The organism is Bradyrhizobium sp. CCBAU 53415 (assembly GCF_028128735.1).
GTDB lineage: Bacteria > Pseudomonadota > Alphaproteobacteria > Rhizobiales > Xanthobacteraceae > Bradyrhizobium.
In genome coordinates, this window is the sequence record NZ_LBJF01000027.1 from 658371 (window position 1) to 682338 (window position 23968).

The 23968-nt window shown below is 63.8% G+C and carries 23 protein-coding genes and 2 pseudogenes; 11 read left to right on the top strand and 14 right to left on the bottom strand.

From position 1 onward, the window contains the following. Positions 1 to 15 precede the first annotated feature (15 nt). Positions 16 to 777 (top strand): hypothetical protein, encoded by a 762-nt coding sequence (locus XH87_RS31190; RefSeq protein WP_158667977.1) that lies wholly within the window; start codon positions 16 to 18, stop codon positions 775 to 777. Between the two features lie 34 nt (positions 778 to 811). On the opposite strand, the gene arsC is transcribed toward XH87_RS31190, so the two are convergent. The 4 genes from arsC to XH87_RS31210 are packed head-to-tail and all read right to left on the bottom strand — an operon-like array spanning position 812 to position 2793. Then, on the bottom strand, positions 812 to 1213 hold the full coding sequence (gene arsC, locus XH87_RS31195; RefSeq protein ID WP_271590190.1) for an arsenate reductase (glutaredoxin): 402 nt from the start codon (positions 1211 to 1213) through the stop codon (positions 812 to 814). After that, positions 1210 to 1911 carry an aquaporin gene (locus XH87_RS31200; RefSeq protein ID WP_271590191.1) on the bottom strand — a complete coding sequence of 234 codons (702 nt, stop codon included), beginning with the start codon at positions 1909 to 1911 and terminating at the stop codon, positions 1210 to 1212. Before XH87_RS31200 ends, arsC begins: the two co-directional genes overlap by 4 nt. Then, on the bottom strand, positions 1911 to 2438 hold the full coding sequence (locus tag XH87_RS31205) for an arsenate reductase ArsC (RefSeq protein WP_271590192.1): 528 nt from the start codon (positions 2436 to 2438) through the stop codon (positions 1911 to 1913). Before XH87_RS31205 ends, XH87_RS31200 begins: the two co-directional genes overlap by 1 nt. Continuing rightward, entirely contained in the window at positions 2431 to 2793 is a 363-nt protein-coding gene (locus XH87_RS31210) for an ArsR/SmtB family transcription factor (RefSeq protein ID WP_271590193.1), read from the bottom strand. Before XH87_RS31210 ends, XH87_RS31205 begins: the two co-directional genes overlap by 8 nt. A gap of 112 nt (positions 2794 to 2905) precedes the next feature. Between XH87_RS31210 and XH87_RS31215 the strand changes: the two genes are divergently transcribed. From XH87_RS31215 to XH87_RS31245, 7 genes and pseudogenes are all read left to right on the top strand, one after another. Beyond that, the gene (locus tag XH87_RS31215) at positions 2906 to 3223 is read left to right on the top strand and encodes an ArsR/SmtB family transcription factor (protein WP_271590194.1); all 318 of its coding nucleotides are present in this window, start codon (positions 2906 to 2908) and stop codon (positions 3221 to 3223) included. Between the two features lie 48 nt (positions 3224 to 3271). After that, positions 3272 to 4630 (top strand): NAD(P)-binding domain-containing protein, encoded by a 1359-nt coding sequence (locus XH87_RS31220; protein ID WP_271590195.1) that lies wholly within the window; start codon positions 3272 to 3274, stop codon positions 4628 to 4630. Then, positions 4615 to 5802 (top strand): MFS transporter, encoded by a 1188-nt coding sequence (locus tag XH87_RS31225; RefSeq protein WP_442868323.1) that lies wholly within the window; start codon positions 4615 to 4617, stop codon positions 5800 to 5802. The genes XH87_RS31220 and XH87_RS31225 overlap by 16 nt, the downstream gene beginning before the upstream one ends. Beyond that, positions 5799 to 6023: pseudogene (locus XH87_RS31230) on the top strand (FixH family protein); the annotation flags it as partial. The gene XH87_RS31225 and the pseudogene XH87_RS31230, both read left to right, overlap by 4 nt. A 1-nt stretch (position 6024) precedes the next feature. Beyond that, positions 6025 to 6604: pseudogene (locus tag XH87_RS31235) on the top strand (efflux RND transporter permease subunit); the annotation flags it as partial. Between the two features lie 154 nt (positions 6605 to 6758). After that, positions 6759 to 7370 carry a class I SAM-dependent methyltransferase gene (locus XH87_RS31240; RefSeq protein WP_271590197.1) on the top strand — a complete coding sequence of 204 codons (612 nt, stop codon included), beginning with the start codon at positions 6759 to 6761 and terminating at the stop codon, positions 7368 to 7370. Between the two features lie 96 nt (positions 7371 to 7466). After that, positions 7467 to 7997, top strand: a complete 531-nt coding sequence (locus XH87_RS31245) for a Spy/CpxP family protein refolding chaperone (RefSeq protein ID WP_271590198.1) — start codon at positions 7467 to 7469, stop codon at positions 7995 to 7997. 66 nt (positions 7998 to 8063) lie between these two features. On the opposite strand, the gene XH87_RS31250 is transcribed toward XH87_RS31245, so the two are convergent. The 5 genes from XH87_RS31250 to XH87_RS36670 form a co-directional block, all read right to left on the bottom strand. After that, positions 8064 to 8471 carry a GFA family protein gene (locus XH87_RS31250; protein WP_035699772.1) on the bottom strand — a complete coding sequence of 136 codons (408 nt, stop codon included), beginning with the start codon at positions 8469 to 8471 and terminating at the stop codon, positions 8064 to 8066. A 535-nt stretch (positions 8472 to 9006) separates the two neighbouring features. Continuing rightward, complete coding sequence (locus XH87_RS31255) at positions 9007 to 10026, bottom strand: SphA family protein (protein ID WP_271590199.1); 1020 nt, start codon at positions 10024 to 10026, stop codon at positions 9007 to 9009. A 202-nt stretch (positions 10027 to 10228) separates the two neighbouring features. Beyond that, positions 10229 to 11662 (bottom strand): DUF1254 domain-containing protein, encoded by a 1434-nt coding sequence (locus XH87_RS31260; protein WP_271590200.1) that lies wholly within the window; start codon positions 11660 to 11662, stop codon positions 10229 to 10231. Between the two features lie 316 nt (positions 11663 to 11978). Beyond that, a complete protein-coding gene (locus tag XH87_RS31265; RefSeq protein ID WP_271590201.1) occupies positions 11979 to 12653 on the bottom strand; it encodes a hypothetical protein in 675 nt (224 codons plus the stop codon). Between the two features lie 120 nt (positions 12654 to 12773). Beyond that, on the bottom strand, positions 12774 to 13160 hold the full coding sequence (locus XH87_RS36670; RefSeq protein WP_035699705.1) for a helix-turn-helix domain-containing protein: 387 nt from the start codon (positions 13158 to 13160) through the stop codon (positions 12774 to 12776). 393 nt (positions 13161 to 13553) lie between these two features. On the opposite strand from XH87_RS36670, the gene XH87_RS31275 reads away from it, so the two are divergent. After that, positions 13554 to 14555 (top strand): AraC family transcriptional regulator, encoded by a 1002-nt coding sequence (locus XH87_RS31275; RefSeq protein ID WP_271590202.1) that lies wholly within the window; start codon positions 13554 to 13556, stop codon positions 14553 to 14555. Between the two features lie 74 nt (positions 14556 to 14629). Here XH87_RS31275 and XH87_RS31280 read toward each other — a convergent pair whose 3' ends face one another. From XH87_RS31280 to XH87_RS31295, 4 genes are all read right to left on the bottom strand, one after another. Beyond that, a complete protein-coding gene (locus tag XH87_RS31280) occupies positions 14630 to 15610 on the bottom strand; it encodes an ABC transporter substrate-binding protein (RefSeq protein WP_271590203.1) in 981 nt (326 codons plus the stop codon). Positions 15611 to 15995: 385 nt separating this feature from the next. Next, on the bottom strand, positions 15996 to 16580 hold the full coding sequence (locus XH87_RS31285) for a DUF1254 domain-containing protein (RefSeq protein WP_271590204.1): 585 nt from the start codon (positions 16578 to 16580) through the stop codon (positions 15996 to 15998). Next, positions 16577 to 17155: a DUF1214 domain-containing protein gene (locus XH87_RS31290; protein ID WP_271590205.1), complete on the bottom strand. Its 579-nt coding sequence runs from the start codon at positions 17153 to 17155 to the stop codon at positions 16577 to 16579. Before XH87_RS31290 ends, XH87_RS31285 begins: the two co-directional genes overlap by 4 nt. A gap of 9 nt (positions 17156 to 17164) precedes the next feature. Continuing rightward, positions 17165 to 19453, bottom strand: a complete 2289-nt coding sequence (locus XH87_RS31295) for a transglycosylase domain-containing protein (RefSeq protein WP_271590206.1) — start codon at positions 19451 to 19453, stop codon at positions 17165 to 17167. 291 nt (positions 19454 to 19744) lie between these two features. On the opposite strand from XH87_RS31295, the gene XH87_RS31300 reads away from it, so the two are divergent. Both XH87_RS31300 and XH87_RS31305 read left to right on the top strand, forming a co-directional pair. Further along, a complete protein-coding gene (locus XH87_RS31300; protein ID WP_271590207.1) occupies positions 19745 to 20260 on the top strand; it encodes a YcgN family cysteine cluster protein in 516 nt (171 codons plus the stop codon). 324 nt (positions 20261 to 20584) lie between these two features. Next, on the top strand, positions 20585 to 22168 hold the full coding sequence (locus XH87_RS31305; protein WP_271590208.1) for an MDR family MFS transporter: 1584 nt from the start codon (positions 20585 to 20587) through the stop codon (positions 22166 to 22168). 89 nt (positions 22169 to 22257) lie between these two features. Here the strand turns inward: XH87_RS31305 and XH87_RS31310 are convergent, their stop codons facing one another. Further along, positions 22258 to 23952, bottom strand: coding sequence for an alpha/beta hydrolase (locus tag XH87_RS31310; protein ID WP_271590209.1), 1695 nt, complete (start codon positions 23950 to 23952; stop codon positions 22258 to 22260). Positions 23953 to 23968 lie beyond the last annotated feature (16 nt).

Genomic DNA, 23968 nt, shown 5'->3' on the forward strand with positions numbered 1-23968 from the left:
ATCCGGCTTCAGGCAATGCCGGACTCCATCCGCCAGATCCGGCCAGTCCTGTCGGCCGTCCTGCTTGCGCTGCTTGGCGCCGGGCTCTGCGCCTGCAGCGGCGGCGATTTCGGCCGCACGCGGGCCGACATGCGCAGCGACGACATGCATCGCTGGCTGGGCGCGGAGGTGACCTCCAGCGTCGGCCTGCGGCCTTCGCAATTCCAGCTCACCGACGAAGAGCGCCAGCTCCGCGACCTCGCTTATCCCATGATCGAGCCGCCGCTGTCGCGCCCCGCCTGGAAGAGCGTGTTCGGCGACTACAAGGCGCTGCCCTCGCCGTGGCGGCAGAAGATCGTGTTCGACCGCACCATGTACGGACGCACGCTGATCGACGAGCCGCACCGCTCGCATTCCTCGCGTTATGCGCAGCTGATCGAGGACGTCCGCAACGACATCACGCGTTTCGAGCCGTTCTTCGCCTCGGCGATCCGCGTCATTGATCTCGACAGGAAGCGCAATGCTAGCATGGCACGCGTCTCCGCGCTCTCGCCAGGGGAGAGGGACGATGCGGTCGCGCGCATGCAGGAGAACTCGCTGATCATCCAGTGGGTGCAGCAGTGCCTGGAGCAGCGCATCTCGTCCTACCGCTGGGCGCTGGAACGCCTGGTGATCCAGGCCCCCGACGGCATGGCCGCCGATGCCGACCGCCTGATCGGCGAGCTCGCCGCCCAGACCGCCAACCCGCCGGTCCAGGCACAACCGCCCTACGGCCGCGCGGTCATCTCGAAGGGGTAGGGGCTTCCTGCGTCTGCTACGCAAGCGCCCGATCCTATCGGGCTTCGACCACTTCGCCGTCTTCCTTGACGAAGCGGCCGACGGGATTGTCGAGCAGATCGATCACGGCCTCCGACGGCCGGCACAAGCGCGTGCCCTTCGGGGTCACCACGATCGGACGGTTGATGAGAATGGGATGGGCGATCATCTGATCGATCAGCTCGTCATCGGACCATTTGGGGTCGTCGAGGCCGAGCTCCTTGTACGGTGTTCCCTTCTCACGCAGCAGCGCGCGGACCGGAACGCCCATCGTCGCGATGAGCTCGATGAGCTTCTCCCGCGAGGGCGGCGTCTTGAGATATTCGATAACGACGGGCTCGGTGCCGCTCTGCCGGATCATCGCGAGCGTGTTACGCGAGGTGCCGCAGGCGGGGTTGTGATAGATCGTGACGGTCATCGGGGTGTCTCCGCAATCGGAACAGGGCCGCGGGCTCGCGAGGGGCCGAGCAGCCAGTTCATCAGCAGCATGCCGACGAAGGCGCCGCAGAGCTCTGCAACAATGAAGCCGGGCAGGTCGACGGGACGGATCCCGGCAAACGTGTTCGTCAGCGACCTTGCGATGGCGACGGCCGGATTGGCGAACGAGGTCGAGGCGGTGAACCAGTAGGCCGCAGTGATGTAGAGGCCGACCAGCCAGGGAACCGCCGTCCGCTGGAAGCTGATGCCGGCCAGGATCGTCGCGACCAGCCCGAACGCCGCGACGGCTTCGGCAAACCATTGCGGCCCTCCGGTTCGCAGCTTGGTCGAGAGGTCGAGCAGGGGCAGTCCGAACATCAGGTGCGCCGCGATCGTCCCAGCGATGCCGCCGGCGATCTGCGCGATTACGTAGAGCGCGGCTTCATTCACCGGCAATTCGCGCTTGCTGGTGAAGACGAGGGTGACGGCGGGATTGAAGTGCGCCCCCGAGATCGGACCGAGCACGGTGATCAGGACAACCAGGATGGCCCCGGTCGGCAAGGTGTTGCACAGCAGCGCAAGCGCCACATCCTTGGTTAGCGTTTCCGCCATGATGCCGGAACCGACCACAGTGGCGACGAGAACGCCGGTGCCGAGCGCTTCGGCAGCGAGCCGACGCGAAAGGTCGAACGAGTCCATTAGCCGGCCTTCGATGTTGAGTGCGTCGCACCTTCGGAGCGACCAATCTCACGCAGCCTGGTGCCGAGCGAGAGCTTGTCGATGCTTCTCAGCGGCAGGTTCACGAAAGTATCGATCCGGTTTCTCAGGTAGCGGAATGCGGTGACAAATGCCGCCTGCTTTTCCAGATCGGTGCCTTCGACGGCCGCGGGATCTTCGATGCCCCAGTGTGCTGTCATCGGCTGCCCCGGCCAGATCGGGCAGGATTCACCGGCTGCGTTGTCGCAGACGGTAAAAACGAAATCCATCACCGGCGCATCGGCGGCCGCGAATTCCAGCCAGCTCTTCGAGCGCATCCCGTCGATCGGGTAGTCCATGCTCTGCAGCGTGCGCAGCGCCAGCGGATGCACGGCGCCTTTCGGCGTGCTTCCTGCGGAGAAGGAGCGAAAGCGCCCGCGACCGTCCTTGCGTAGGATCGATTCCGCGAGCACGGACCGGGCCGAATTGCCCGTGCAGAGGAACAGCACATTGTAGACGCGGTCAGGCACGGGCCTTCTCCTTTCGCTTGGGAGCGCAGCACGATTGCAGGGTCTCGACGACGGGGTCGCAAACCTCCGGCCGTCCGCCGCAGCAATCGCGCAGCAGGAACACTGCAATTTCGCGAAATTCGCCGAGGTTGGCGCGATAGATGATCGAGCGGCTGTGCCGCTCGGAAGACACGAGGCGCGCGCGGCTCAGAATCGACAGATGCGCCGAGAGCGTGTTTTGGGGGACTTCGAGCAGGCGCGCGAGGTCGCCGGCCGCAAGACCGTCAGGCTCGTGTCTGACCAGCGTCCGGAACGCCTCCAGACGGGTCGGTTGCGACAGCGCGGCGAGCGCCAGAACGGCCTCTTCTGTTTCCATATATCCAGACTTATGGAATTGTTGGGATCGCGTCAACTTCCGTGCGCGTTTATTTCGAACATTCTAGAAATAGCGTTTGACAACTCGTGTGCACGCACACATCGTGGCGCCCATGAAGATCGATGACGCAGCGGCACGTCTGGAAGCCCTGGGGAACCGGACCCGGCTTCAGATCTACCGCGCATTGGTCCGGGCCGGGCACGCGGGCATGCCGGTTGGCCGCCTGCAGGACAAGCTGAAGATCCCGGCGTCAACGCTGTCGCACCACATCAAGACCCTGGTCTCGGTCGGACTGGTCAGTCAGACCAGGGAAGCGACGACCCTGATCTGCCACGCCAATTTCGACTCCATGCGGGGCCTGGTCGACTACCTGGTCGCAGAGTGCTGTGCGGACGAAGCCGCATGCGAGGATGCTCAGACGGCAGCCTGATTCATTTGACCGTTTATTCCATAATTCTAGAAATATAGGAGAATCGGAATGAAGACTGTAGCCATCATCGGGGCGGGGCCGGTCGGTCTCGCGGCCGCCGCGCACGTGCTCGAACGCGGCATGTCTCCCGTCGTGCTCGAAGCCGGGCCCGAGGCCGCGCATGCGGTGCGGCAGTGGCAGCACGTCCAGCTCTTCTCGTCGTGGGAATACAATGTCGACAAGTCGGCGGCGCGCCTGCTCGCGCCGACGGGCTGGAATTCGCCCGATCCTCAATCCTATCCGACCGGCGGCGAACTGATCGAGCGCTATCTCGCGCCGCTCGCAATGCGAACGAAGCTGCGCGAGGCGATCCGGACGTCGAGCCGCGTCACGGCCATCAGCCGCACCGGCTTCGACAAGGCGAAGACCAGGGGCCGCGAGCAGGCGCCCTTCGAACTCCGCTATCAGAACGGCAAGGGCCCCGAGGTGCTGCGCGCCGACGCCGTCGTCGACGTGTCGGGCACGTGGTTCTCGCCCAATCCGGCGGGCAGCAACGGCCTGCCAGCGATCGGCGAACGCGAGCGCACGGATCGCATCGCCTATGGCATGCCGGATGTGCGGGGCACGGATCGCGGCAGATATGCCGGCAAGGCCGTGGCCGTGCTCGGTGCCGGCCATTCCGCGCTTGGCACGCTGATCGATCTCGCGCGGCTCGCCGAGGAGGTGCCCGGCACCAAGCCCGTCTGGCTGCTGCGCGGCGGCGATCCTGCAAAGGCCTTCGGCGGTGGCAGCAACGACAAGCTTGCCGCGCGCGGCGAGCTGGGCTCCAGCTTCGCCGCGCTCGTGGCTGCCGGAAAGATCGGGGTCGAGACCGGCTTCGGTGTCACCCATCTTTCGGACTTCGAGGGACGTCTCAGGATTTCGGCAGGCGCCTGCTGCGGTGCGCGGAGCGTGGTTGCGGACGAGCTGGTGGTGTCGACCGGCTTCCGTCCAGATCTCTCGTTCCTGTCCGAGCTGCGGCTGCGGCTCGACCCGGCGATCGAGGCGCCCGTCGCGCTTGCGCCGCTCATTGATCCCAACGAGCATAGCTGTGGAACAGTGCGGCCTCACGGCGCTCGCGAGCTGGCGCATGACGAGCCGGGCTTCTATCTCGCCGGCATGAAATCCTACGGCCGGGCGCCGACCTTCCTGATGACGACCGGATACGAGCAGGTCCGTTCGATCGTCGCCGACATCGCGGGCGACAAGGAGGCTGCCGCACGGGTCGAACTCGTGCTGCCGGAGACCGGCGTCTGCACACGCGGCGGCGTGGAGTCCGCCGGCGCGGCGGGATGCTGCGGCGGTCCGGCCAAGGACGTACCCTCGGCCTGCTGCGCGGCCGATGAATCGGCCAGGAAGGCGGGCGGCGCGGGATGCGGTTGCTCATGACGGGAGGCACCGCGAGCCCGCTCGCTGTCGTCGTGGCGCTCGGCAGTGCCCAGACCATTGCCTGGGCGTCGAGTTACTATCTCCCTGCGATCCTGGCCGCGCCGATTGCGCACGATCTCGGTCTTGCGCCGACTTACCTGTTCGGCGCGCTGTCGGGAGCGCTCGTCATCTCAGGCCTGCTCGGCCCAAGAGTCGGGCATGCCATCGACACGTTCGGAGGGCGCAGCCTGCTTGCCGTCTCGAACCTCGTCTTCGTGGCGGGCCTGCTCCTGCTGTCCGTGTCCCATGGTGTGGCGGTGCTGGTCACCGCCTGGATCCTGCTCGGGATCGGCATGGGCATGGGCCTCTATGAAGCGGCGTTCGCGACGCTTGCGCGCATCTACGGCGCCAATGCGCGAGGAACGATCACCGGCATCACCCTGATTGCCGGTTTCGCCAGCACCCTCGGTTGGCCTCTCACGACGTGGCTCGCTTCGGAGTACGGCTGGCGCACGGCTTGTCAGGTATGGGCGGCAATCCATATCGGCGTTGCATTGCCGCTCAATCTTTCTCTGCCCCGTGCCGCTCCGTTGGACCAGGACTCCCGACCGGGCCCGGGCACGAGCCGACAATCCGGCCGCCAGAGCGAAACCTTCGCGATGATGCTGCTGGCCTACATGTTTGCGGCCGCAAGCTTCGTCAGCTCCGGAGTCTCGGCCATTCTGCCGGCCATGCTGGTTGCGTTCGGCGCCACGCCGGCACAGGCCTTGTTCGCAGGAGCATTGGTCGGACCTGCGCAAGTCGGCGCCCGCCTTCTGGAGGCAGGATGGCTCAGCCGGTTTCATCCACTGCTGTCGACAAGGCTCGCCGTGCTCATGAATCCGGTCGGCGTGCTCGCACTGGTCGCGGGCGGCCCCTGGCTCGCGCCGGCCTTCACGGTGCTGTATGGCGCGGGCAACGGCATCATCACCATTGCGCGCGGTACGCTGCCATTGGCGCTGTTCGGGCCGGTAGGGTTCGGCAGGCGTGTCGGCGTGATCTCGCTGCCGTCGAGGGCAACGGGCGCCTTCGCGCCGCTTGCGCTGGGACTGATGGTGGAGCATTTCGGCAGCAGCGCGCTGTGGATCAGCGCGGCGGCCTCGGTCTCCGCCTTCTTCGCGCTGCTGCTGCTTCGTGCGGATCGGACGACATGAGTCCCTTGCATATGAGTCCCTTGCATCCTCCGGCCGCCATGGCGGGTGCCGGCGATTACGCTTTCGAGCCGGTCAATCCCGAGATGAAGAAGTGTGGCGACGTCACGCTCGCCGTTCGCTTGACCAACAAGCAGACCGGCAAGCCGGTTGCGGATGCCGTCATCTTCAAGACACGCGTCGACATGGCTCCGGACGGTATGGCCGAGATGGAGTCGGCCCTGGAGGCAGGTCGAACGCGTGATCAAGACCGTCCCGGGCACATCCTCGGCCTACGCCGAGCGCGGTATCGGCGGTTACTATCTGGATATCGTCCCCGATCGCGAGGCGCTCGCCCGCTACGGCATCCTGATCCAGGACGTTCAGGACACCATCGCGGCCGCGCTCGGTGGTCAGACGGTCACGACGACGGTGGAAGGACGGCAGCGGTTCACGGTGAACATGCGCTATCCGCGCGACCTGCGCGACAATCCGAAGGCGATCGCCGGCGACATCCTGGTGCCGATGCCCGCGGGCGGCGCCGTGCCGCTTGGCGAAGTCGCCACGGTCGAGCCTGCACGGGGGCCGACGTCGATCCGGACGGAGAATGGCCAGCTCGCGACCGACAGCTACGTCGACATCCGCGATCGCGATATCGGCAGCTACGTCGCTGAGGCGCAATGTGCGGTGACACCAGGCCATCATGGAGGGCGCCGTCGAGCGCGTCTGCCCGAAGATGATGACGGTGGTTGCCATCATGGCGGGCCTGCTGCCGATAATGTGGAGCACCGGCACCGGGTCACGCGCGCTTTCTGGGAGCGCAATCTGCGCTTGAAGACGGATTCGGGCAAAGATGGTCCAGAAAGTGGGGCGCCGGCCCTGGTATCCGCTGGCATGATGGGAGACCGTGCGGACGTCATCTTTGCCGCACCTGAAGAGATCAGCAAGACCATTGAGCGGCGATGCTAGGAGATGCGCGCATGGGCTTCTACAATGACGTCATTCTTCCACGGCTTTGCGACCTTGCGATGCGCAACAAGGAACTTGCGCCCTACCGGCTACGCGCGACCCGTGCGGCTCAGGGCCGGGTGCTCGAGATCGGCGTCGGGACCGGCCGCAACCTGCCGTTCTACGGGGCTACGGTGAAGCAGGTTGTGGGGCTTGAACCCGCTCCAAAGCTTCTGGAGATGGCGCGGCACGCTCCCCATCCGGAAACTCCAGTCGGGTTTGTCGAAGCTTCGGCCGAGGCGCTTCCGATCGAGGACCGCAGCATCGACACGGTCGTGACGACCTGGACCATGTGCAGCATTCCGGACGTCGATCGCGCGATGACGGAGGCGCGGCGTGTGCTGAAACCGGGAGGGAAGCTGGTCTTCGTCGAGCATGGCCGCGCGCCCGAACCGCGCGTGCGCTGGTGGCAGGATCGCCTGACACCCGCATGGATGCGTATCTCGGGCGGTTGTCATCTCAATCGGGACATTGCCGACGTCTTGACCCGGAACGGCTTCCGCATCGACGAGATGCGCACCGGATATATGAATGGGCTGAAGCCCATGACCTTCATGTACGAGGGCCAGGCGAGCCCTCGTTGATGCCCGTGGCGGCAGCATCTCCGCGGGATTGGCGTATACGTCCCCGAAGCCGCCCAGTAATGATTGGTTGATGTCCCGCAACATGGGTGGAAAGTCATGAAGATCGTCGTTTTGATCATCGCTTTGCTCGCGCCGGCTGCCGCCTGGGCGCAGACACCCTATGCCGGCATGCAGTCCCGCCACATCAAGGCGCTCTCGGACCAGCAAATTGGCGATCTGCGGGCGGGACGCGGCATGGGGCTCGCACTCGCTGCCGAGCTCAATGGATATCCCGGGCCCTCCCACGTGCTCGAACTCTCGGACCAATTGGGATTGAACCCTGAGCAGCGGAGCAAGTTTGAGGAGATGTTCTCCGAGATGAAGGCCGAAACCACTCCCATCGGCACCAGATTGATCGAGAAGGAGGCGGATCTGGATCGGCAGTTCGCCAGCCGCACGATCACGGCCGAAAGTCTTGGTTCTGCCACGGCGGCCATCGCGAAAACGCAGGGCGAGCTGCGGCAGGCTCACCTCAAATATCACCTGCGCGCTGCGGCGGTTCTCGATCAAGCGCAACTGGCAAGATACGCCGAGCTCCGCGGGTACACATCCAGCGACGCCGCGGAGCGCCACCGGCACCATCGATGACCTGACCCTCGATTCGGGCGTTGCCTGTCTCGGGATGGTGGCAAAAGTGCCGGTGCTCCTCCGCCGTCAGGGTTGTGGAGGATAGCGGTCGAATGCCGGCAGTTCGTGCGCATGCTCCATCCAGCGAAGTCGCTCGGCGACCTGGATCTGCATCGTCGCTGGCACCGCCTCGGGATCGTCGTAGGTCGCGCTCTGGATGTCGATCACACCCGGCATCATGCTGGCATTGACATAGAACAGTCCGGTGCCGCAGTCGCCGCAAAAGTGCCGCCGGGCATGTTCCGAGGAGTGGTATACCTTCGGCTCGCCCTTGGTCACCTTGACGGCATCCTCCGCGTACATCGTCCAGCCGACGACCGGGGCGCCGGCGTGGAGCCGGCAATCGCGGCAGTGGCACAGCGCGTGGACGATCGCCTCGCCCTCGACCTCATAGCGGATCGCGCCGCAATGACAGCCGCCGGTGATGGTGCTCATGCGTTCCTCCGATCGAAGATGGCTTCGCCGCTCGATAGCCCTCGAGACGTGTCGCTTCAATGCCGCAATCGATTTGCGATTGCGTCCTACTGTCGCGTGACAGCTCCTGCCATGGGTCGGCGTGCCGACCATCAACCAGACCGTCTCGACGCTGCGGTTCTTCTTCAACTCGTGGCATCGGCTCGATCTCAATCAGCCAGATCGCCCGCGGCGCTCAAATCCCGATAGCACCTGCCGCACGCCTTACGTTCCCTCAGGCTCGGTTTCCTCCATTGCAGGCTTTCGGACGCCGGCCGCCGAATACGCGGCACCGTCCCTCAAGCGGCCGGCATCCAACGTGCTGAGCGCGATCCGAACCTCTCGCGCGAGATCGGGTTCAGGTAGATTGATCGGTCGATGATCCTGTTCAGGCGGGCTATCAGCACGGCAATGAATGCGGCCAAGGGGCCGAGAGGAAACGCGGGTGCCGCCGCCTGGGAACAACGTGAGAAATCTGACGAACCGATGCGGTATCCGTCAATATTGGCTTGCTTCGCTATTTCGTCGTCATTCGCCGGGTCGACGTCACCGTGGTCGTGGGCGCCATCGGCGAGATCGAGAAGGTCAGCCAGGTATTCCAACCGGCTGGACGATTCTCGGCGGCGAACTCACCGTAGCCCTTCAGGTTCAAATAGCCCTGCATGTCCCCCACCGGAAACAGATAGCCGATTTGCGGCCCGGCGCCGAGCACCCGCGAGCGAAAGCCTCCCAGCACAGGGTGCTGGCCAAAGTCATCCGTGATCTGCTGATAGGCATATCCCACAAGGCCGACGAAAACCTGCTTGGATAGAAATTGCGAGGCGCCCCAATCGATGTGGAAGTCGATGCCGTTCTGGTATTGCGTATCTTGATTCTTGAAGTTGTAGGTGAAGCCCGCCACCGCCGAAAATTCATGCCCCGTTTGCGGGTTGAAGTAGGTGTAACCGGCGCCGCCGTCGATCGCGGCATGACCGATGCCGAGATTTGCCAGACGCGTCGGGCTGTATGCCCCGACGGGAATATCGCCTGTCACGTAGGTCATGAAATTGTGCACGCCTGCGTTCCACTTGAGCGTCGCCTGCGGATACAAGTCGCCGACCGCCGTGATCGAGTCGCCGAAACTGCCCGTGCGCGTCGTCGCGAGCGGGCCGACAGCCGCCGTCAGCGTTCCGTCGAGGTTCGCGCTCGAGCGTCCGAATAGTCCGACTATGCCGATGGCGAGTTGCCCGCCCAGTACCGGCGTCGCAAACGTGTAGGTGGGATTGAGGAGAACGAGATCGCCCTGCCCATTGAGGCGCAAGTTCAGATCGACGTTCACAGCGGCGGGAATTCTCCCGACCTGGATTTCCCTTGAGGCCGCCGCACTGCCGAAGGCGCTTACGCTGGTGTGATAGTAGACTTCCGCCATCGACCACCCGGCGACCTGAGGGGTTGCTGCGAGGCTGCTGAAACGGCCGGGAAGCCAATATGAAACTCCGGCCTCGTCGGCGCGGACGGTTGCTGACCAGACCGACGTTGTCAGCATGGCCATAGCCATGACCGGGCTTCTGAACGGGAAACGGATCCCTCGCTTTGTTTGACCTCGACTGTTGGCGTGTCCCTTTCCCGCGTCCATCTCTCACCCCTTCACTTCCGGGCGTATCGCGCAACAATCTGTTCTGCCGCGGCATCGTTCCTTCCGCGGCGCGAGCTCATTTGACGGATGCCGCCCCCCTATGGGTCGGCATCCGCTCGATCTCTCACGTCCCAACCTTCCTCGCGGCGGGAACCGTCCATGTGCCGTTGATGATCGAGGGATCTGTTTCCTGCGGCCAGTACATGCGCAGCATCAGTATGAAATCTCCCCCAGGCGCGGGAAGCCAGTTCGATTCCTTGTCTTTGCCCGGCGAGTCTTTCTGGATGTAGAGATCGGTTGAGCCGTCCGGGTTTTCCTTCAAATCTTCCCGCGCGCTGATCGAGTAGCGATCAATCGGATTCTTCACGAAGAAGTACGCGCTATCGTACATCGTCAGCGACCAAAATCCCTCCGCTGGCGGCAGGTGGCCCTTGGGAAACCGCATGATGTACTTGTTGGCGCCATTGTATTTGCGGCCATCGGCGTCCTTGAGCGAGGTCGGGTAGACTGCGTCCTGCGGACGGTTGGCGCCGAGCCCGATCGCGGTCACCAGGGCCCGCATCAGATAGTCGGTGCCATAGATGCCGGTCTTCGTTGTGAAGGCAAAGCCATTCTCGTCCTTGACGGCCTTGTTGATCTTGAACTGGAGCATGATCCGGTCAAACGACACCTCTGGTAGACGCTTCAGGAAGTCCGCCTTGAGCTTGCTCTCGTCAAAGTCCCGTCCGGGATCGATGCCGATGCGGGCAAATTTGGCAAGCTGAGGCGCGTCTGCTTCCGATGGCGGATTGGTCTTCATGAGCTCGCACAGCAGCTTGAAATACGACACCGCGTCCATGCGATTGACCTGTTCGCGGACGGCGGTCTTCATATCGATCGACGGATCGACCTTTCCCGGAGGTGGCGTGTACGGCTTGCCGTAAGCACTGAGTGGTACGAGCTTGCACTCATCCTGCAGCTTGTGAACGGCGGCGTAGTCCTCCGGCGTGCCGGTGCAATAGATGCGGCCAAGCAGCCACACGATACTGGTAGGTGATTTGTATTCCTTCACGCCGGCCGGCAGTGTGCCCTTCCATCCGGGTCCGGTGATCGCGTAGGTCTGCGCTCCGGTGCCGGTGGTGCGCTTTCCGGGCACTTGAAACACTGTCGTCCAGCCGTCCAGCATTGGCATCAGGAAATAGCGCCCCTTCATGTCCGGGATGCTGAGGACCCACGGCTCTTTCCCGACGTCGAAGAAGGAGGTTGTGTAGAGAGTGTCCGCGTTGGGCGCGGTGACATCCCTGAATGAAGCGTCCGGATATTGACGCAGCTTGATCATCTGACCCATCGGCCCGCGCGTTCCGACGGGTTCGGCAACATTGGTGATGACCCGGCGCGTCATCTCCATCGTCACCAGCGGATAGCCGAAGATGTAGGCGTCGCTCGCCAGCCAGAAATCCTCCAAGCCTTGACCGACGCCCAGGAAGGAACCGTCCTGGGCGAGCGCCGATTGCCCCATCGCTGCTCCTGTGAGCAGACCCATTCCACCAAACGTGAGATTGCGACGAGTGATGTTCATTTGTTCTCTCCCTTGCATTGAAACGATTTAAAATAATTTCGGAGGACCGCTCCGACCACACGGGATCAACGCGTCGACCTTCAGCGCCTCCCGTCCTGTCTGCGGCTATGGTTGCATTTTGATTCCAAGTGCTGCTCTCGTGTCCTTGAAGACGACTGCGATCGCTTCGATGATGAGCTGGTCTGGATGAGCCGTGCAGTGTTGGATCACCTCGTGGTCGGCTTGCCGGGACCTCTTGATGTCGAGGCAATGTTTGCGGGCGAGGCCGTGGTAGCACCCCTTTGTTCGACAAAGCCTCCTAGCTCAGCACCTGCGCTCAATAGCAAGGCGGATAGGGGTAGTATCCGCATCGGGGAGCGTAGTACGGATAGGTTGCGGCTCCAACAGCGGCCGCAGCTCCCGCATAGGTGGCGCCACGATAAAATGCACCGCGCCAAGCCGTCCGGCGGGCGACACCGGCAAAGGACAGCGGTGTGAATGGCCGCCCGATCATGTCAATGAAGACCGAGGCCGGTCCATCGGTGCCGGCGAGATCGCCCTCCAGCACGTCGACATCGAAGGTGAGCTTGTCACCGTCAAGTTTCGGCGATTTTAGAACGACCACGGCATCCGCCACCGACGATCCGTCTTTCCTGAATCCGGAAACGGTGGCGTTCGGCGGATCCTTCGCGAAATTGTCAGTGCCGTTGCCCCAATCCTCGACGATGCGAGCCGTGAGATCGTGACCGGCCGCGCGAACCGGTCGATCCGCGAACACGATCGCATTCGGCGAAACTCCCGCCAGCACAAGCTTTCCGTCCTTCAAGCTCACGCCGCGCGAATTGAGGACGAACAGAGACGGCACCACTTCCGGCTTTGCCTGGCCGATGGATTTCTCCAGCGGAACGTGCGGCTTATATTCGAGGGCCGTTTGAGCATGAACGTCTTGGGGGCAAGCCAATAACGCGCCCGCGCAAGATGCAAATAGAGCAGCACGAAGTGTCATGATCATTTCTCTCCCTGAAATGGGACGGCATTGTTTTCGTCCAGGCCCGACGGTCGCTTCGCTGCGCATTTGGCGCCAATTCAGATCGAGCGTCTTGCCATTTCGCGCCAATCGTCGCTGATGACCTCAGCCGTCAATCGCGCGAGCGCGTCTGCGATGGCCTGCCCGTTGTCGCTTGCCGGCAAGTTGCTGCTGTCTATAGACGATGGGCTGAACGTTCATCAAACGCACGAAAATGCGGCTGAAGCTGCTTGCATTGGCATAGCCGAGGAATTTTGCGATATCGGACAGGGGCTTGCTCGAACCCGCGAGGAGTCGGCACGCGATGTTCAAGCGAACCTCTGCAAGCATCGCGCTGTGGCTGGTGCCCATCCGGCCGAGATGACGCTGCAACGTCCGCGTACTGATCTTGCATATCCGGGCCGTACCATTTAGAGTTGCGTCACCGTGTCGCAGCGACGCGACAATGGCCGCGCGGACAGCGTCGGATGACGGCAAACGGACAGCTCTCATCTGGTATGAGGCACGAAGCCTATGCTCCCTCTGGAGAAAACCTTCGCTTCCGGGGCCCCTTCTGGCAGTCTACCCCGGGTAAACCGCGGCTTGTCAGACATTGCCTTTCGTCACCTGGCGGCCCTCGCACGACAGTTGTCGCGCGCGTGCAATGCTGCGAAGCTGGCGACAGGGTTCATGAGAATGCAGCACGAGAAGCTGAACATCTTTCGGTCGTCGTCTTGATTTCATGCAAAGCCTATGCAGCAAGCTGTTGGCCGTCTGGCCATTAGGCGCCAAAGAAGCCGGCAACCCGGCGCGAAGGAGCGGCTTTGCTGCTCGACGCAGGCGATCGCTGCGGGATCACGGCGCAATTCCAACCCAGCATCCGGCTACGATTGAGGGGGCGCACCGATGGCAACAATTCATCTGACGCGTTGCCAATTCCTCATGCCCTTCGCTGATATCCTTAGAGAAATGGGCGCAGCCGCGGGTTCGCTCCTGGAAAGAACTCGTCTCCCCCCATCGTTGGAAGAAAAGGCCAATCACTACGTTCCGATACTGCAAGCAATCGACTTCGCAGAAATCGCCAGCAGATCGCAAGGCATCACGGATTTCGGATACCACGCTTCTCGACGTCTGCACTATTGTCACCTGAGCGAGAAAACCCGGACCCTGATCGGCCATTCCCCAACGCTGTTGGTCGCATTGCAACAGGCTTGCAAATGGGCCTCGATCGAGGACTCGAACTTGAGCAACTGGATCGAGCGCTACGACGATCACGTGAGATTTTGCAGCAGACTCACCGGAACAAAAGGACTGTTGCATCTCGAGCATTCACAATGGCTTCAGAATATCTTCCCGATATACATCGTCCAGCAATTTGCCGGACCGGATTGGGCTCCGGCAACGATCGCCTTTGAAGCGCGCCATACGCCGAGCCTTGCGTGTCAATCATTCTGGCCAAGCACGCGCTTCCTGTCTGGTCAGGAGTCTTCGTGGATCGATGTGCCGATCGCGCTCCTCAGCCTTCCCAATCGTGCAAGGGAAAACGTGGTTTCTTCGCAGGATGGCGAGGTTGGTCCGTCAGATCATGATATCATCGCAACGCTCAAGTTGATGTTGCCGGCTTACCTGGATCAAGGACTTCCAGCCCTTGCTGAAATCGCGGAGATGGCGGGCGCCAGCACGAGGAGCTTGCAACGCAAGCTCGCGTACGCCGGTCTCACGTACTCGGATCTGATCGATACGATCCGCTTCGAGAATGCCGGCAGGCTTTTGCGTGACACGGATTCCAAGATTATCGAGATCGCTTTCTCCTCGGGCTACGCTGATCCGGCCCACTTTACTCGCGCCTTCCGTCGGATTTCCGGTGTTACGCCACGACAGTTTCGTGCGCAATCGCGACCAAGCTAGGTGGTCCGACTTTGGGAGCTTTGGCGGGCGGCATCCGCCATGAAGGGACTCCTGCACCTCCGCAATCGTCGTCGCTATTCGATCACCTCGTCGGCGCGGACGAGAAGTAAGGGGGACACGGTGAGGCCCAGCGCTTTGGCAGTCTTCATATTGATGATCAGCTCGAATTTGGTTGGCCTCTCTACCGGCAACTCGGAAGGCCTGGCGCCTTTGAGAATCTTGTCCACGTAGTGCGCCGCACGGCGGAACAGATCTCGGGCGTCGGCTCCGTAGACCGATAATCCGCCATCAGCATAATGCCGGAACAGATAGTTTGCCGGCAGGCGATATTTCGCCGCGAGCGCGATAATCCGCGGAGCCTGAACATAGGTGAGCGTATCGCCAAAATCGATGATCGCATCGGCGTGCTGGGCGGCAGCGGATGCAAACGCGACGTCGAGCTCCTCGGCCGTGGCTGCCTCGACCGGCAGCAAGGCCACGCCGAGCTCCCGGCCTAGGCGGGGTACGTCTTCCGCGAGATATAGCCTTTGCATTGGATTGTCCGGATTGACCAAGAGCGCGATTTTCGAGGCGCCGGGGACGAGTTCTCGAAGGATTTCGAGACGTTTCGCGAGGAAGTCATCCGGTACCATGGTCGAAAGGCCCGTCACGTTGCCTTCGGGACGCGACAGGCTTTGCACGAGGCCAAGCTTCACGGGGTCGGCCACACTCACGAATACGATGGGAATGGTGGTGGTTGCCGACTTCAGCGCTACGGCCGCTTGCGGACCGGGAGCGACCAACAGATCGGGACTGAGGGCAATCAGATCGGCGACAGATGCCGCCAGTCGATCCGAGGGATGGGAAAAGCGATACTCGATGACGAGATTTTTTCCCTCGACCCAGCCGAGGCTTCGCAGCGTATCAAGAAGCACAAGCTCGGCTTGATTGAGGGCTTTCCCACCTCCATCACCTACGGCGAGAAAGCCGATTCGACGGCGTTTTCCCTGCGCCCGGGAATAACATGGCGAAATGAGCAGCGCCGCGGTGCCCGCTATGAACTTCCGCCGTTTCATTCGACCCTCATCGCAGCGTGAGGACCAAGGCGATATGGTATCAGGTCTTGATAGTCGGCGCACTCTGTGGTCGCAAATTGCTGCGCCGCAACGCGCGGCCCGGGACGGCTATGTCTTGCTTGTCGTGGGGAACGATAGGGATCTCTCGGTCATCGCAATCCGTGCTCCCAAATGAGAACACCCGCGACGGGCTGCTCCGCGCGGGTGTGACGAACTCTCGATGATGCCAGTATGCCGGTGTTTTGCCCGACGGGTCAAAGGAGCGTAGGCGTCGCCCGGTAGCTTCGTTATCGCCGACGGAAGAACGTAATGATTTCAACGTCCCCGCTACTGTGCATGGGGTTGTTTTCGCAGTTTTTGTTTTGCGCCGCCAAAACGGCCGCGCTCAGCGCCGGCCGCGCGGGGCTTCGGCCTTGGCCGGCGGTTCGGTCTGCGGGGCGCAGGTTGCGGCCGCAAGCGAACCTTGCGCCTGCGGCATCAGGCCGGGCTCGGGGGCGAGCGCCTTCATCAGAATCAGGCCGGTCGTGCTTGGGGAATCGATGATCAGCCGGTCGGCCGCGGTGACCTCTTCGTCCTCGGGCAGCTCGCTGTGCTGCGCTTCGGTCATCAAATCGAGCTCGATCACCTTCCTGCCGGCCGAGCGGTCGTTGATGGCGTAATAGGCGATCTCGTTGCGGGTGTAGAACGACACCGAGGTGTAGGCCTGGCTGACGGGCACCGTCAGCTTGATCGGTCCGCCCGACAGGTCGTAGCGGCAGATCGCCAGCGCAAAGGCCGGATCCATGAACGGCATCGGCGAACTGCTGGGGTCGGCGAGGGGAAGCTGGGTGACGGCGTTCACCTTCGTCATCGGCGTCAGCCGCGAATAGGCATCCTGCGTCGCGATCCGCGGCAGCGCCAGCACGCTGACGAGATGGACCACGAGGCCCAGCACCACGCCGGCAATGATGGTGAACACGAGCCGGATCATGAGCAGCCCACCGTCGTGATGCTGGGCATCGGCGCATCGCGCTGGGTGCGCGTTGCGACGCCGACCGGGGTGTCGTAGAGGCGCAGCATCAGCGCGTAGCGCTCGATGCCGCCGGTCGGCAGCCAGTTGCCGGCGCGCGAGCGCGAGGCGATGCGGATCTCGAACGAGCCGTCCGACTGCCGCACGATCTCCTGGCTGGTGAAGCCGTAGCGGGCAAGCGAATTGGCGACGAGATGGCCCTTGCGGTCGTAGAGCGTCAGCGTCCAGAACCGCGCCGGCGGCGTCACCCCGGAGACGACGACGTCGCAGCGGCCGTCGAGCGCCTTCTTCCTGTCGTCGGTGGTGGCGGTGAAGGCGACGCCGTCGCCGGTGCCGATCGGCAATTCGCCGTTGCGCACGATGGTGGCGCGCGAATAGGGATCGACGTCGGCGGTGCCGGTGCGCGGCCGTGCGGTCCAGGCGCCGATGGTCAGCGCGCCGATCTCGGTCCCGCGCGTCGTCGTCATCCAGGTCGCGCCGACGCCGACCACGCCTGCGAGAAGGAGCGCCGTCAATGTGATCAGGATCAGCCGCACGGGTTTCGATCAGTTCTTGCGTGGAGCGGAAGCGTTGAGGCTCTCTTCCGCATAGTTCTGCGGGAAGGCGAGCGCACTGGTCGACGAAGACGGCTGGGCCGGCTTGCCGTCGTCGGCCGCGGATTTATTCGCGGTCCTGGCCGCATCGTCGAGCAGCTTCTCGACGCGCACCAGGATGTCGGCGCCGCGCTTGGTCAGCACCGGCGGCGGACCCGGCTTGGTCTCCAGCACCCTCGGTGCCGCATGGGCCTGCGCGTTGGCCACGTGCTGCGGCGGCAGCTTCTGGCCCATGCCGACGCCGGGGATCTCCCGGACCTCGACGCCCTGATGCGCGGCGAGCATGATGTCGTGCCAGGTCTGCGCCGGCAGCGAGCCGCCGGTCATGCGGTTGGTCGGCGAGTAGTCGTCGTTGCCGTACCAGACCGCACAGGTGAAATTGCCGGTGTAGCCGACGAACCATGCGTCGCGATACGCATTGGTCGTGCCGGTCTTGCCCGCGGTCGGAATGCCGTCGAGCGCGGCGCGGCGCGCGGTGCCCTCGCTGACGACGTGGCTCATCATGCCGGCCATGTCGGCGGCAACGGAGGCGGGGATCGCCTGGCGCGGCTTCGGCCCGTCGCGGTCCCAGCGCCAGACCAGGTCGCCGGCGCCGGTGCGCACCTCGAGCACCGCATGCGGCGTCACCGCCTTGCCGCGGTTGGGGAAGGTCGCGTAGGCGACGGCATGCTCGAGCACGGTGACTTCGTCCGAACCGATCGGCAGCGATGGCGTGTCGGGCAGCGGCGCCTTGAGACCGAAGCGGCGCGCGACCTCGACGATCTTGGCGCGGCCGATCTTGGCCGGGTTCGGCGCCTTCGGCTGATCCCGCCGGCCGATCTCGATCGACAGCTTCACCGGCACGACGTTGATCGAGCGCGTGATCGCCTGCGTCAGCGTCACCGAGCCGGAATAGGAATGGCCATAATTCTGCGGGCACCAATTGCCGATGCAGACGGGGCCGTCGACCACGACCGAATTCGGCGTGTAACCGTTCAGCAGCGCCGTGGTGTAGACGTAGGGCTTGAACGAGGAGCCGGGCTGCCGATAGGCATCGGTGGCGCGGTTGAACTGGCTGGCGCCATAGTCGCGGCCGCCGACCATGGCGCGGATGCCGCCGTCGAGATCGGCGACGACGGTCGCGGCCTGCGTCGCGTGATAGTCGCGGCCGAACTGGCGCAACTGGTTCTCGACCGCGTCTTCCGCCGCCTTCTGCACGTTGGTGTCGATCGCGGTGCGAACCACGAAGACGCGCTCGGTGTAGGACTTCGGGAACGTGTCGACCAGCTTGCGCATCTCGTCGAAGGCGTAGTCGAGATAATAGTTCGGCGAAGCCTCGTCGCGGCGGTCGACCGCGAAGGCCGGGTTGCGGCGGGCGCCGAACACCTGGCCTTCGGTCATGAAGCCGGCATCGACGAGGTTGTCGAGCACGACGTTGGCGCGGGCGCGGGCGGCGGGCAGGTTGATGTGAGGCGCATATTTGGTCGGCGCCTTGAACAGGCCGGCGAGCATCGCGGCTTCCGCCAGCGTCACGTCGCGCGCCGACTTGTTGAAATAGAAATGCGCGGCGCCGTCGACGCCGAACGTACCGCCGCCCATATAGGCGCGGTCGAGATACAGTTTGAGGATCTCGTTCTTGGTCAGGCGCCATTCCAGCCAGATCGCGAGGAAGGCTTCGTTGACCTTGCGCTCGATCGTGCGCTCGTTGCTCAAGAACAGATTCTTGGCGAGCTGCTGGGTGATCGAGGAGCCGCCCTGTCGCACGCCGCCGGCCTGGGCGTTGGTGACGAGCGCGCGCGCGGTGCCGGCGATGTCGATGCCGAAATGCTCGTAGAAGCGGCGGTCTTCGGTCGCCAGCGTCGCCTTGATCAGGACATCGGGAAAATCTTCCAGCGGGATCGAGTCGTTGTGCTTGATGCCGCGGCTGCCGATCGGGTTGCCGTAACGGTCGAGGAAGGTCACAGCGAGATCGGACTTCTTCAGCCAGTCCTCGTCCGCGGTCTCGCGGAAGGCGGGGATGGCGAGGGTGAGCATCACGACCAGGCCGCCGAGCCCGAGGGTCGCGGCTTCCGACAGCGGCTCGACGAACACCCAGCGCTTCCAGCGCCCGACATAGAAGCGGTCCATGAAGGTCGAGTAGCGCTCGTAGAGCTCGCGGATGCCCTTGGCCGAGGAGAACAGCGAGGAGTCGATGCGCGCATCGAGGTCGAGGAAGAAATTCCGGACCCTCTGCTTCCAATGCGGTGGTATGATCTGGCGCACCTAGAACCCTTGAGGCCTGCGTCGAAAGCGTTCAAGCACCCGGCCGGGACGGCATCGAGACGTCTTGAGGGAATGTTGCGGCAAACCCAAGGCGCCCGGCCAGCATCCGAGGGACTTGCTGTTCGTTCTAGCCGAGCGGGGTCCATAAACCAATGGTCACGCTCGCGATTTTGAGCAACAGGCCTAATTGACCCCGGGTCTTTACGGGCTTCAAGGAGGCCTTGCTTGCACCCGTGCGGCGGCGCGCCCTAGATGACGTCGCCGTAGCTCTTTCGAATCTTGTTGAGGCGCATGACCGCAGCTCCCAAACGACCTTCAGGTCAGGAAGAATTCTTCTGGAAAACCAAGACGTTGGAAGAGATGTCGGGGCCCGAATGGGAAAGCCTGTGCGACGGCTGCGGGCGCTGCTGCCTGAACAAGCTCGAGGACGAGGATACCGGGCGGATCTACTTCACCCATGTCGGCTGCAAGCTGCTCGATGGGGTGAGCTGCGCCTGCAAGGACTATCCGAATCGCTCCGACAAGGTTCCGGATTGCGTCCGCCTGACCCCGGCCAATGTTCGCACCCTGAACTGGCTGCCGCCGAGCTGCGGCTACAAGCTCGTCGCCGAGGGGCGCGACCTCTATTGGTGGCATCCGCTGGTTTCGGGCGATCCCAACACCGTGCATGAGGCCGGCGTTTCCGTCCGCGGCCGCGTGGAAGGCAGCGAAGAGGAGATCCCGGACGAGGAGCTCGAGCACCACATCGTGCAATGGCCGGCCGTGCTGCCGAAACGGGCCCGTCTGAAGCGACGCCCAAGGGACTGATCCGCCTTCCAGGGCAGGATCAGTCCTCTCGAGCCCGCAGCCGTTCCGCAAACTCGTCATGCCCGGGGCTTGTCCCGGGCATCCACGTTCTCTGCACCGCACGAGCGATCGTGGATGGCCGGGACAAGCCCGGCCATGACGATGGAGAGAGGGTCCAGCGTCGCGGAAGTTTCGTTCATTCGACTGATCACGTGTTCGGGATGACCCCGGGGCGGGATGCACCCATGCGCCGCGGCGCCTGCCTGGGAAGAACTTTGCTGTCTACATTGGATTGCATAGAACGAATCCTGCGCGGCGTTGCGCCGCGACATAACTCCGATCGAGATGAACAAATTCGAACGGCAAAACGCTGCCGACGTCCAGACATTGCCTGACGACATTGCCGACGAGCTTTCCCGCCTTCCCAGCGAGGTGTTGAGCGTCGATGACGCGCCGTCCATCGCGCCGCCGGTGCCGCTGACCTCCGACGAGGTCCGCACCATCGTCATCAGCCTGATGCTGACGATGTTCCTCGCCGCGCTCGACCAGACCATCGTGGCGACCGCGCTGCCGACCATCGGGCGCCAGTTCCAGGACGTCTCCAATCTTTCCTGGGTGATCACGGCCTATCTGCTCGCCTCGACCGCGGTCGCGCCGGTGTTCGGCACGCTCAGCGACATCTATGGCCGCCGCGTCATGATCATCATCTCGCTCAGCCTGTTCGTCGCGGGCTCGGTGCTGTGCGCGATCGCGCCGAACATGCCGATGCTGATCTTGGCGCGCGGGCTTCAGGGCCTCGGCGGCGGCGGCATCATGCCTGTCGTGCAAACCGTGATCTCGGACGTCGTCTCCCCGCGCGAGCGCGGCCAGTACCAGGCCTATTTCTCCAGCGTCTGGATGGTCGGCGGCATCCTCGGTCCGGTCATCGGCGGCGTGTTCGCCGAGCATCTGCACTGGTCGATGATTTTCTGGATCAACTTGCCGCTCGCCGCCGCGGCGCTCGGACTGTTGCTGCCGAAGATGAAGAAGATCCCGGTGTTCCACCGCAAGCGCAAGGTCGACTGGCTCGGCGGTGTCTTGCTGATGGCCTCGGCCGTCGTCTTCATGCTGGTGCTGACCTGGGGCGGCACGCGTTATCCATGGCTGTCGCCGACCGTGCTCGCGATGGTGGGCGGCGCCGTCGCGCTCGTCGTCACCTTCGTCTGGCACGCACGGCGGGCGGAGGAGCCGTTCCTGCCGCTGCCGCTGCTCGGCGGAAGCGTCGTACCGTTCGGGCTGATGGCCGGGGGCTGTGCGCTTGGCGCGATTACGGGCCTCACGGTCCAGCTCCCGCTCTATTACGAATCTGTCTACCGCCTCAGCGCCAGCGAGGCGGGGCTTGCGCTGATTCCGCTGGCGGCAGTCTCGACCTGCGGTGCGGCCATCGCCGGGCGTACCATGGCGCGGGCCAAGCACTACAAGCGCGTCGCCATCATCGGCACGTCCTGGGCCGCGCTGTGCGGCCTCGGTCTCACGCTGACGACGCTGCCGCTATGGGGCCTGCTGACGCTGATGGCGGCGTTCGCGCTCGGCCTCGGCACGACCTTTCCGGTCTGTGTGGTCTCGGTGCAGAATTCGGTCGCGCGACCACAGGTCGGCACCATCACCGGCGCGTTGAACTTCTTCCGCTCGCTGATGTCCTCGTTCACTGTCGCGGCCTTCGCGGCGATCCTGCTGATCGCGCTCGGCACCGACATCCCGCTCGCCGGCGAGCATCACGCCGCAGGCGGCATCCCCGCGATCCCCGCCGAGGACATGCGGCATGCATTCCGCTACGTCTTCGGCGCCGCCACCGCGCTGATGACCGGCGCCGCGCTCTGCCTGATCGTGATGGAGGAGCGGCCGCTGGCCGGCCCTTCCGTCACCAAGCACGTCGAGATGGCGGACTAGGGATTCTATTATTTGAGCATGATCTCCGCGCAAACGCGTTTCGCGTTTGTCGCGTGGGAAAACCGCTGCCCACTTTTCCGGATCATGCTCTATCCGCCGCGATCGGGATCGTCGTCGGCATTGCCGGTCTTCCGCGCTTTCGCTGCGAGCTGTTCCTTGAGCCGCGCCAGCGCTTCAGCAGACCAATCACGGACATCGGTGACCGCGACCCAGGCATCGACGTAGTGCTCGGGCGCGTAGACGTGGCCAAAGCCCATCGGGGTATTGGTCGCGACCGCCATATCAAGGGCGAGCTGCAGCATCGTCACGATCGGATACCATCGCAGCTCCGGCGAGACGTCCGGTCCGCGCGGCACGCTCATCCAGGCCGGGGCCTGATAGGCATCGCGATAGGCGAAGAACGTGATCGCGTCGCTGGCATATTGCAGGTAGACGACGCGCATCGGGCCCCAGGGCGTATCTGGCGGCACTGTCGGCCCATTCTGGTTCATGAAGCGCACGAAGCGGCTGTCGCGGAATTCCGGGAGCCATGCCGGCGAGCCGGGGTTGCGGCTCGCGGTGACCGAGCGCCAGATGCGGCTCTCGAACGGTGGCCCGCTCCATAGCGCGCCGGCAATGGGATCGCCGATCGTCTCGAACAGCTCCGCGGATTTTTCCGAATTCATGGCGCCGAGGCTGAGCCCGTGAAGATACAGCTTCGGCCGCCGGTCCTTCGGTAAGCTCGTCCAGTAGCCGTAGATTTCCGCGAACAAGGCGCGCGCTGCCTCTGCGCCGTATTCGGGCTGAAACAGCAGTGACAGCGGGCTGTTGAGATAGGAATATTGCATCGCGACGCTCGCGACATCGCCGTGGTGGAGATATTCGACCGTATCCATCGCGGACGGATCGATCCAGCCGGTCCCGGTCGGCGTAATCACGATCAGGATCTTGCGTTCAAAGCCGTGCTGGCGCTTGAGCTCCTCCAGCGCGAGCTTCGCGCGCGCCTGCGCCGTGCCTCCGCCGGCAAGGCCCACATAGACGCGCACGGGGTCATGCCCGGCCCGGCCTGTGACGGCGCCGATGTCCGCTGCGGTCGGACCCGAGGCAATGAACCGGCGGCCTGTGCGCCCCAGCTCCGTCCACTTCACCAGCGACGCCGGACTTCCGGTGCGATCCGGCGCGGTCGGCTGCGGTCGTTCAGGCTCGTGCAGGGCGTCGAGTTCACGGAAGGACGAATCGAGCGCACGAAATGCCGTGCTGATCAGGACATTGCTGGCAATCGACCAGAACAGCAGGCCCGCGACCACCACGCCAATGACGTTCGCGACCTTGCGTGGAATGATGCGCTTCGTGTGCCTGGCGAGGAATCGCGACACAAGCGCGAACAGCCGCCCCAGCAGCAGCAATGCGGCGAACGTGACGAGGGCGATGGCGCAGACCTTGAAGGGATGCGCGGTTTCGACCGGCGGCATCTTCATCACAGCGCGAATCGAGTTCTGCCACTCTGCGGCGCGCCGCAGATAGATGACGACGACGACCAGGCAGCCGGCCGCGACCAGTGCGTTGGCAGACGAGCGCAGGCGCGTCGAGGGCTCGGGCAGCTCGAGATAGTGCCACAGCCAGCGCCAGAGGTTGCCGGCGAGGTAGCCGATCGCAAAGCAGGCGCCGGCGAGGGCGCCTTGCGTGAGATAGCTCCGCGGCACCAGCGTCGGCGTCAGCGCGGCCGCGAAGAACAGCGCGCCCAGCACGAGGCCGACGCCGGACAGCGAAACCAGTTGTCGCCGAATGAGCCGGGTCAGATTCATGAAAGCACCTTCCGAG

Excerpts from the sequence above, each read along its gene's own strand:
- XH87_RS31265 (WP_271590201.1), bottom strand. The coding sequence starts at position 12,653 with ATGATCATGACACTTCGTGCTGCTCTATTTGCATCTTGCGCGGGCGCG.
- arsC (WP_271590190.1), bottom strand. The coding sequence starts at position 1,213 with ATGACCGTCACGATCTATCACAACCCCGCCTGCGGCACCTCGCGTAAC.
- XH87_RS31240 (WP_271590197.1), top strand. The coding sequence starts at position 6,759 with ATGGGCTTCTACAATGACGTCATTCTTCCACGGCTTTGCGACCTTGCG.
- XH87_RS31220 (WP_271590195.1), top strand. The coding sequence starts at position 3,272 with ATGAAGACTGTAGCCATCATCGGGGCGGGGCCGGTCGGTCTCGCGGCC.
- XH87_RS36670 (WP_035699705.1), bottom strand. The coding sequence starts at position 13,160 with ATGAGAGCTGTCCGTTTGCCGTCATCCGACGCTGTCCGCGCGGCCATT.
- XH87_RS31275 (WP_271590202.1), top strand. The coding sequence starts at position 13,554 with ATGGCAACAATTCATCTGACGCGTTGCCAATTCCTCATGCCCTTCGCT.
- XH87_RS31280 (WP_271590203.1), bottom strand. The coding sequence starts at position 15,610 with ATGAAACGGCGGAAGTTCATAGCGGGCACCGCGGCGCTGCTCATTTCG.
- XH87_RS31305 (WP_271590208.1), top strand. The coding sequence starts at position 20,585 with ATGAACAAATTCGAACGGCAAAACGCTGCCGACGTCCAGACATTGCCT.
- XH87_RS31260 (WP_271590200.1), bottom strand. The coding sequence starts at position 11,662 with ATGAACATCACTCGTCGCAATCTCACGTTTGGTGGAATGGGTCTGCTC.
- XH87_RS31310 (WP_271590209.1), bottom strand. The coding sequence starts at position 23,952 with ATGAATCTGACCCGGCTCATTCGGCGACAACTGGTTTCGCTGTCCGGC.
- XH87_RS31300 (WP_271590207.1), top strand. The coding sequence starts at position 19,745 with ATGACCGCAGCTCCCAAACGACCTTCAGGTCAGGAAGAATTCTTCTGG.
- XH87_RS31245 (WP_271590198.1), top strand. The coding sequence starts at position 7,467 with ATGAAGATCGTCGTTTTGATCATCGCTTTGCTCGCGCCGGCTGCCGCC.
- XH87_RS31200 (WP_271590191.1), bottom strand. The coding sequence starts at position 1,911 with ATGGACTCGTTCGACCTTTCGCGTCGGCTCGCTGCCGAAGCGCTCGGC.
- XH87_RS31215 (WP_271590194.1), top strand. The coding sequence starts at position 2,906 with ATGAAGATCGATGACGCAGCGGCACGTCTGGAAGCCCTGGGGAACCGG.
- XH87_RS31190 (WP_158667977.1), top strand. The coding sequence starts at position 16 with ATGCCGGACTCCATCCGCCAGATCCGGCCAGTCCTGTCGGCCGTCCTG.
- XH87_RS31255 (WP_271590199.1), bottom strand. The coding sequence starts at position 10,026 with ATGGCTATGGCCATGCTGACAACGTCGGTCTGGTCAGCAACCGTCCGC.
- XH87_RS31210 (WP_271590193.1), bottom strand. The coding sequence starts at position 2,793 with ATGGAAACAGAAGAGGCCGTTCTGGCGCTCGCCGCGCTGTCGCAACCG.
- XH87_RS31285 (WP_271590204.1), bottom strand. The coding sequence starts at position 16,580 with ATGATCCGGCTCGTGTTCACCATCATTGCCGGCGTGGTGCTGGGCCTC.
- XH87_RS31250 (WP_035699772.1), bottom strand. The coding sequence starts at position 8,471 with ATGAGCACCATCACCGGCGGCTGTCATTGCGGCGCGATCCGCTATGAG.
- XH87_RS31225 (WP_442868323.1), top strand. The coding sequence starts at position 4,615 with ATGCGGTTGCTCATGACGGGAGGCACCGCGAGCCCGCTCGCTGTCGTC.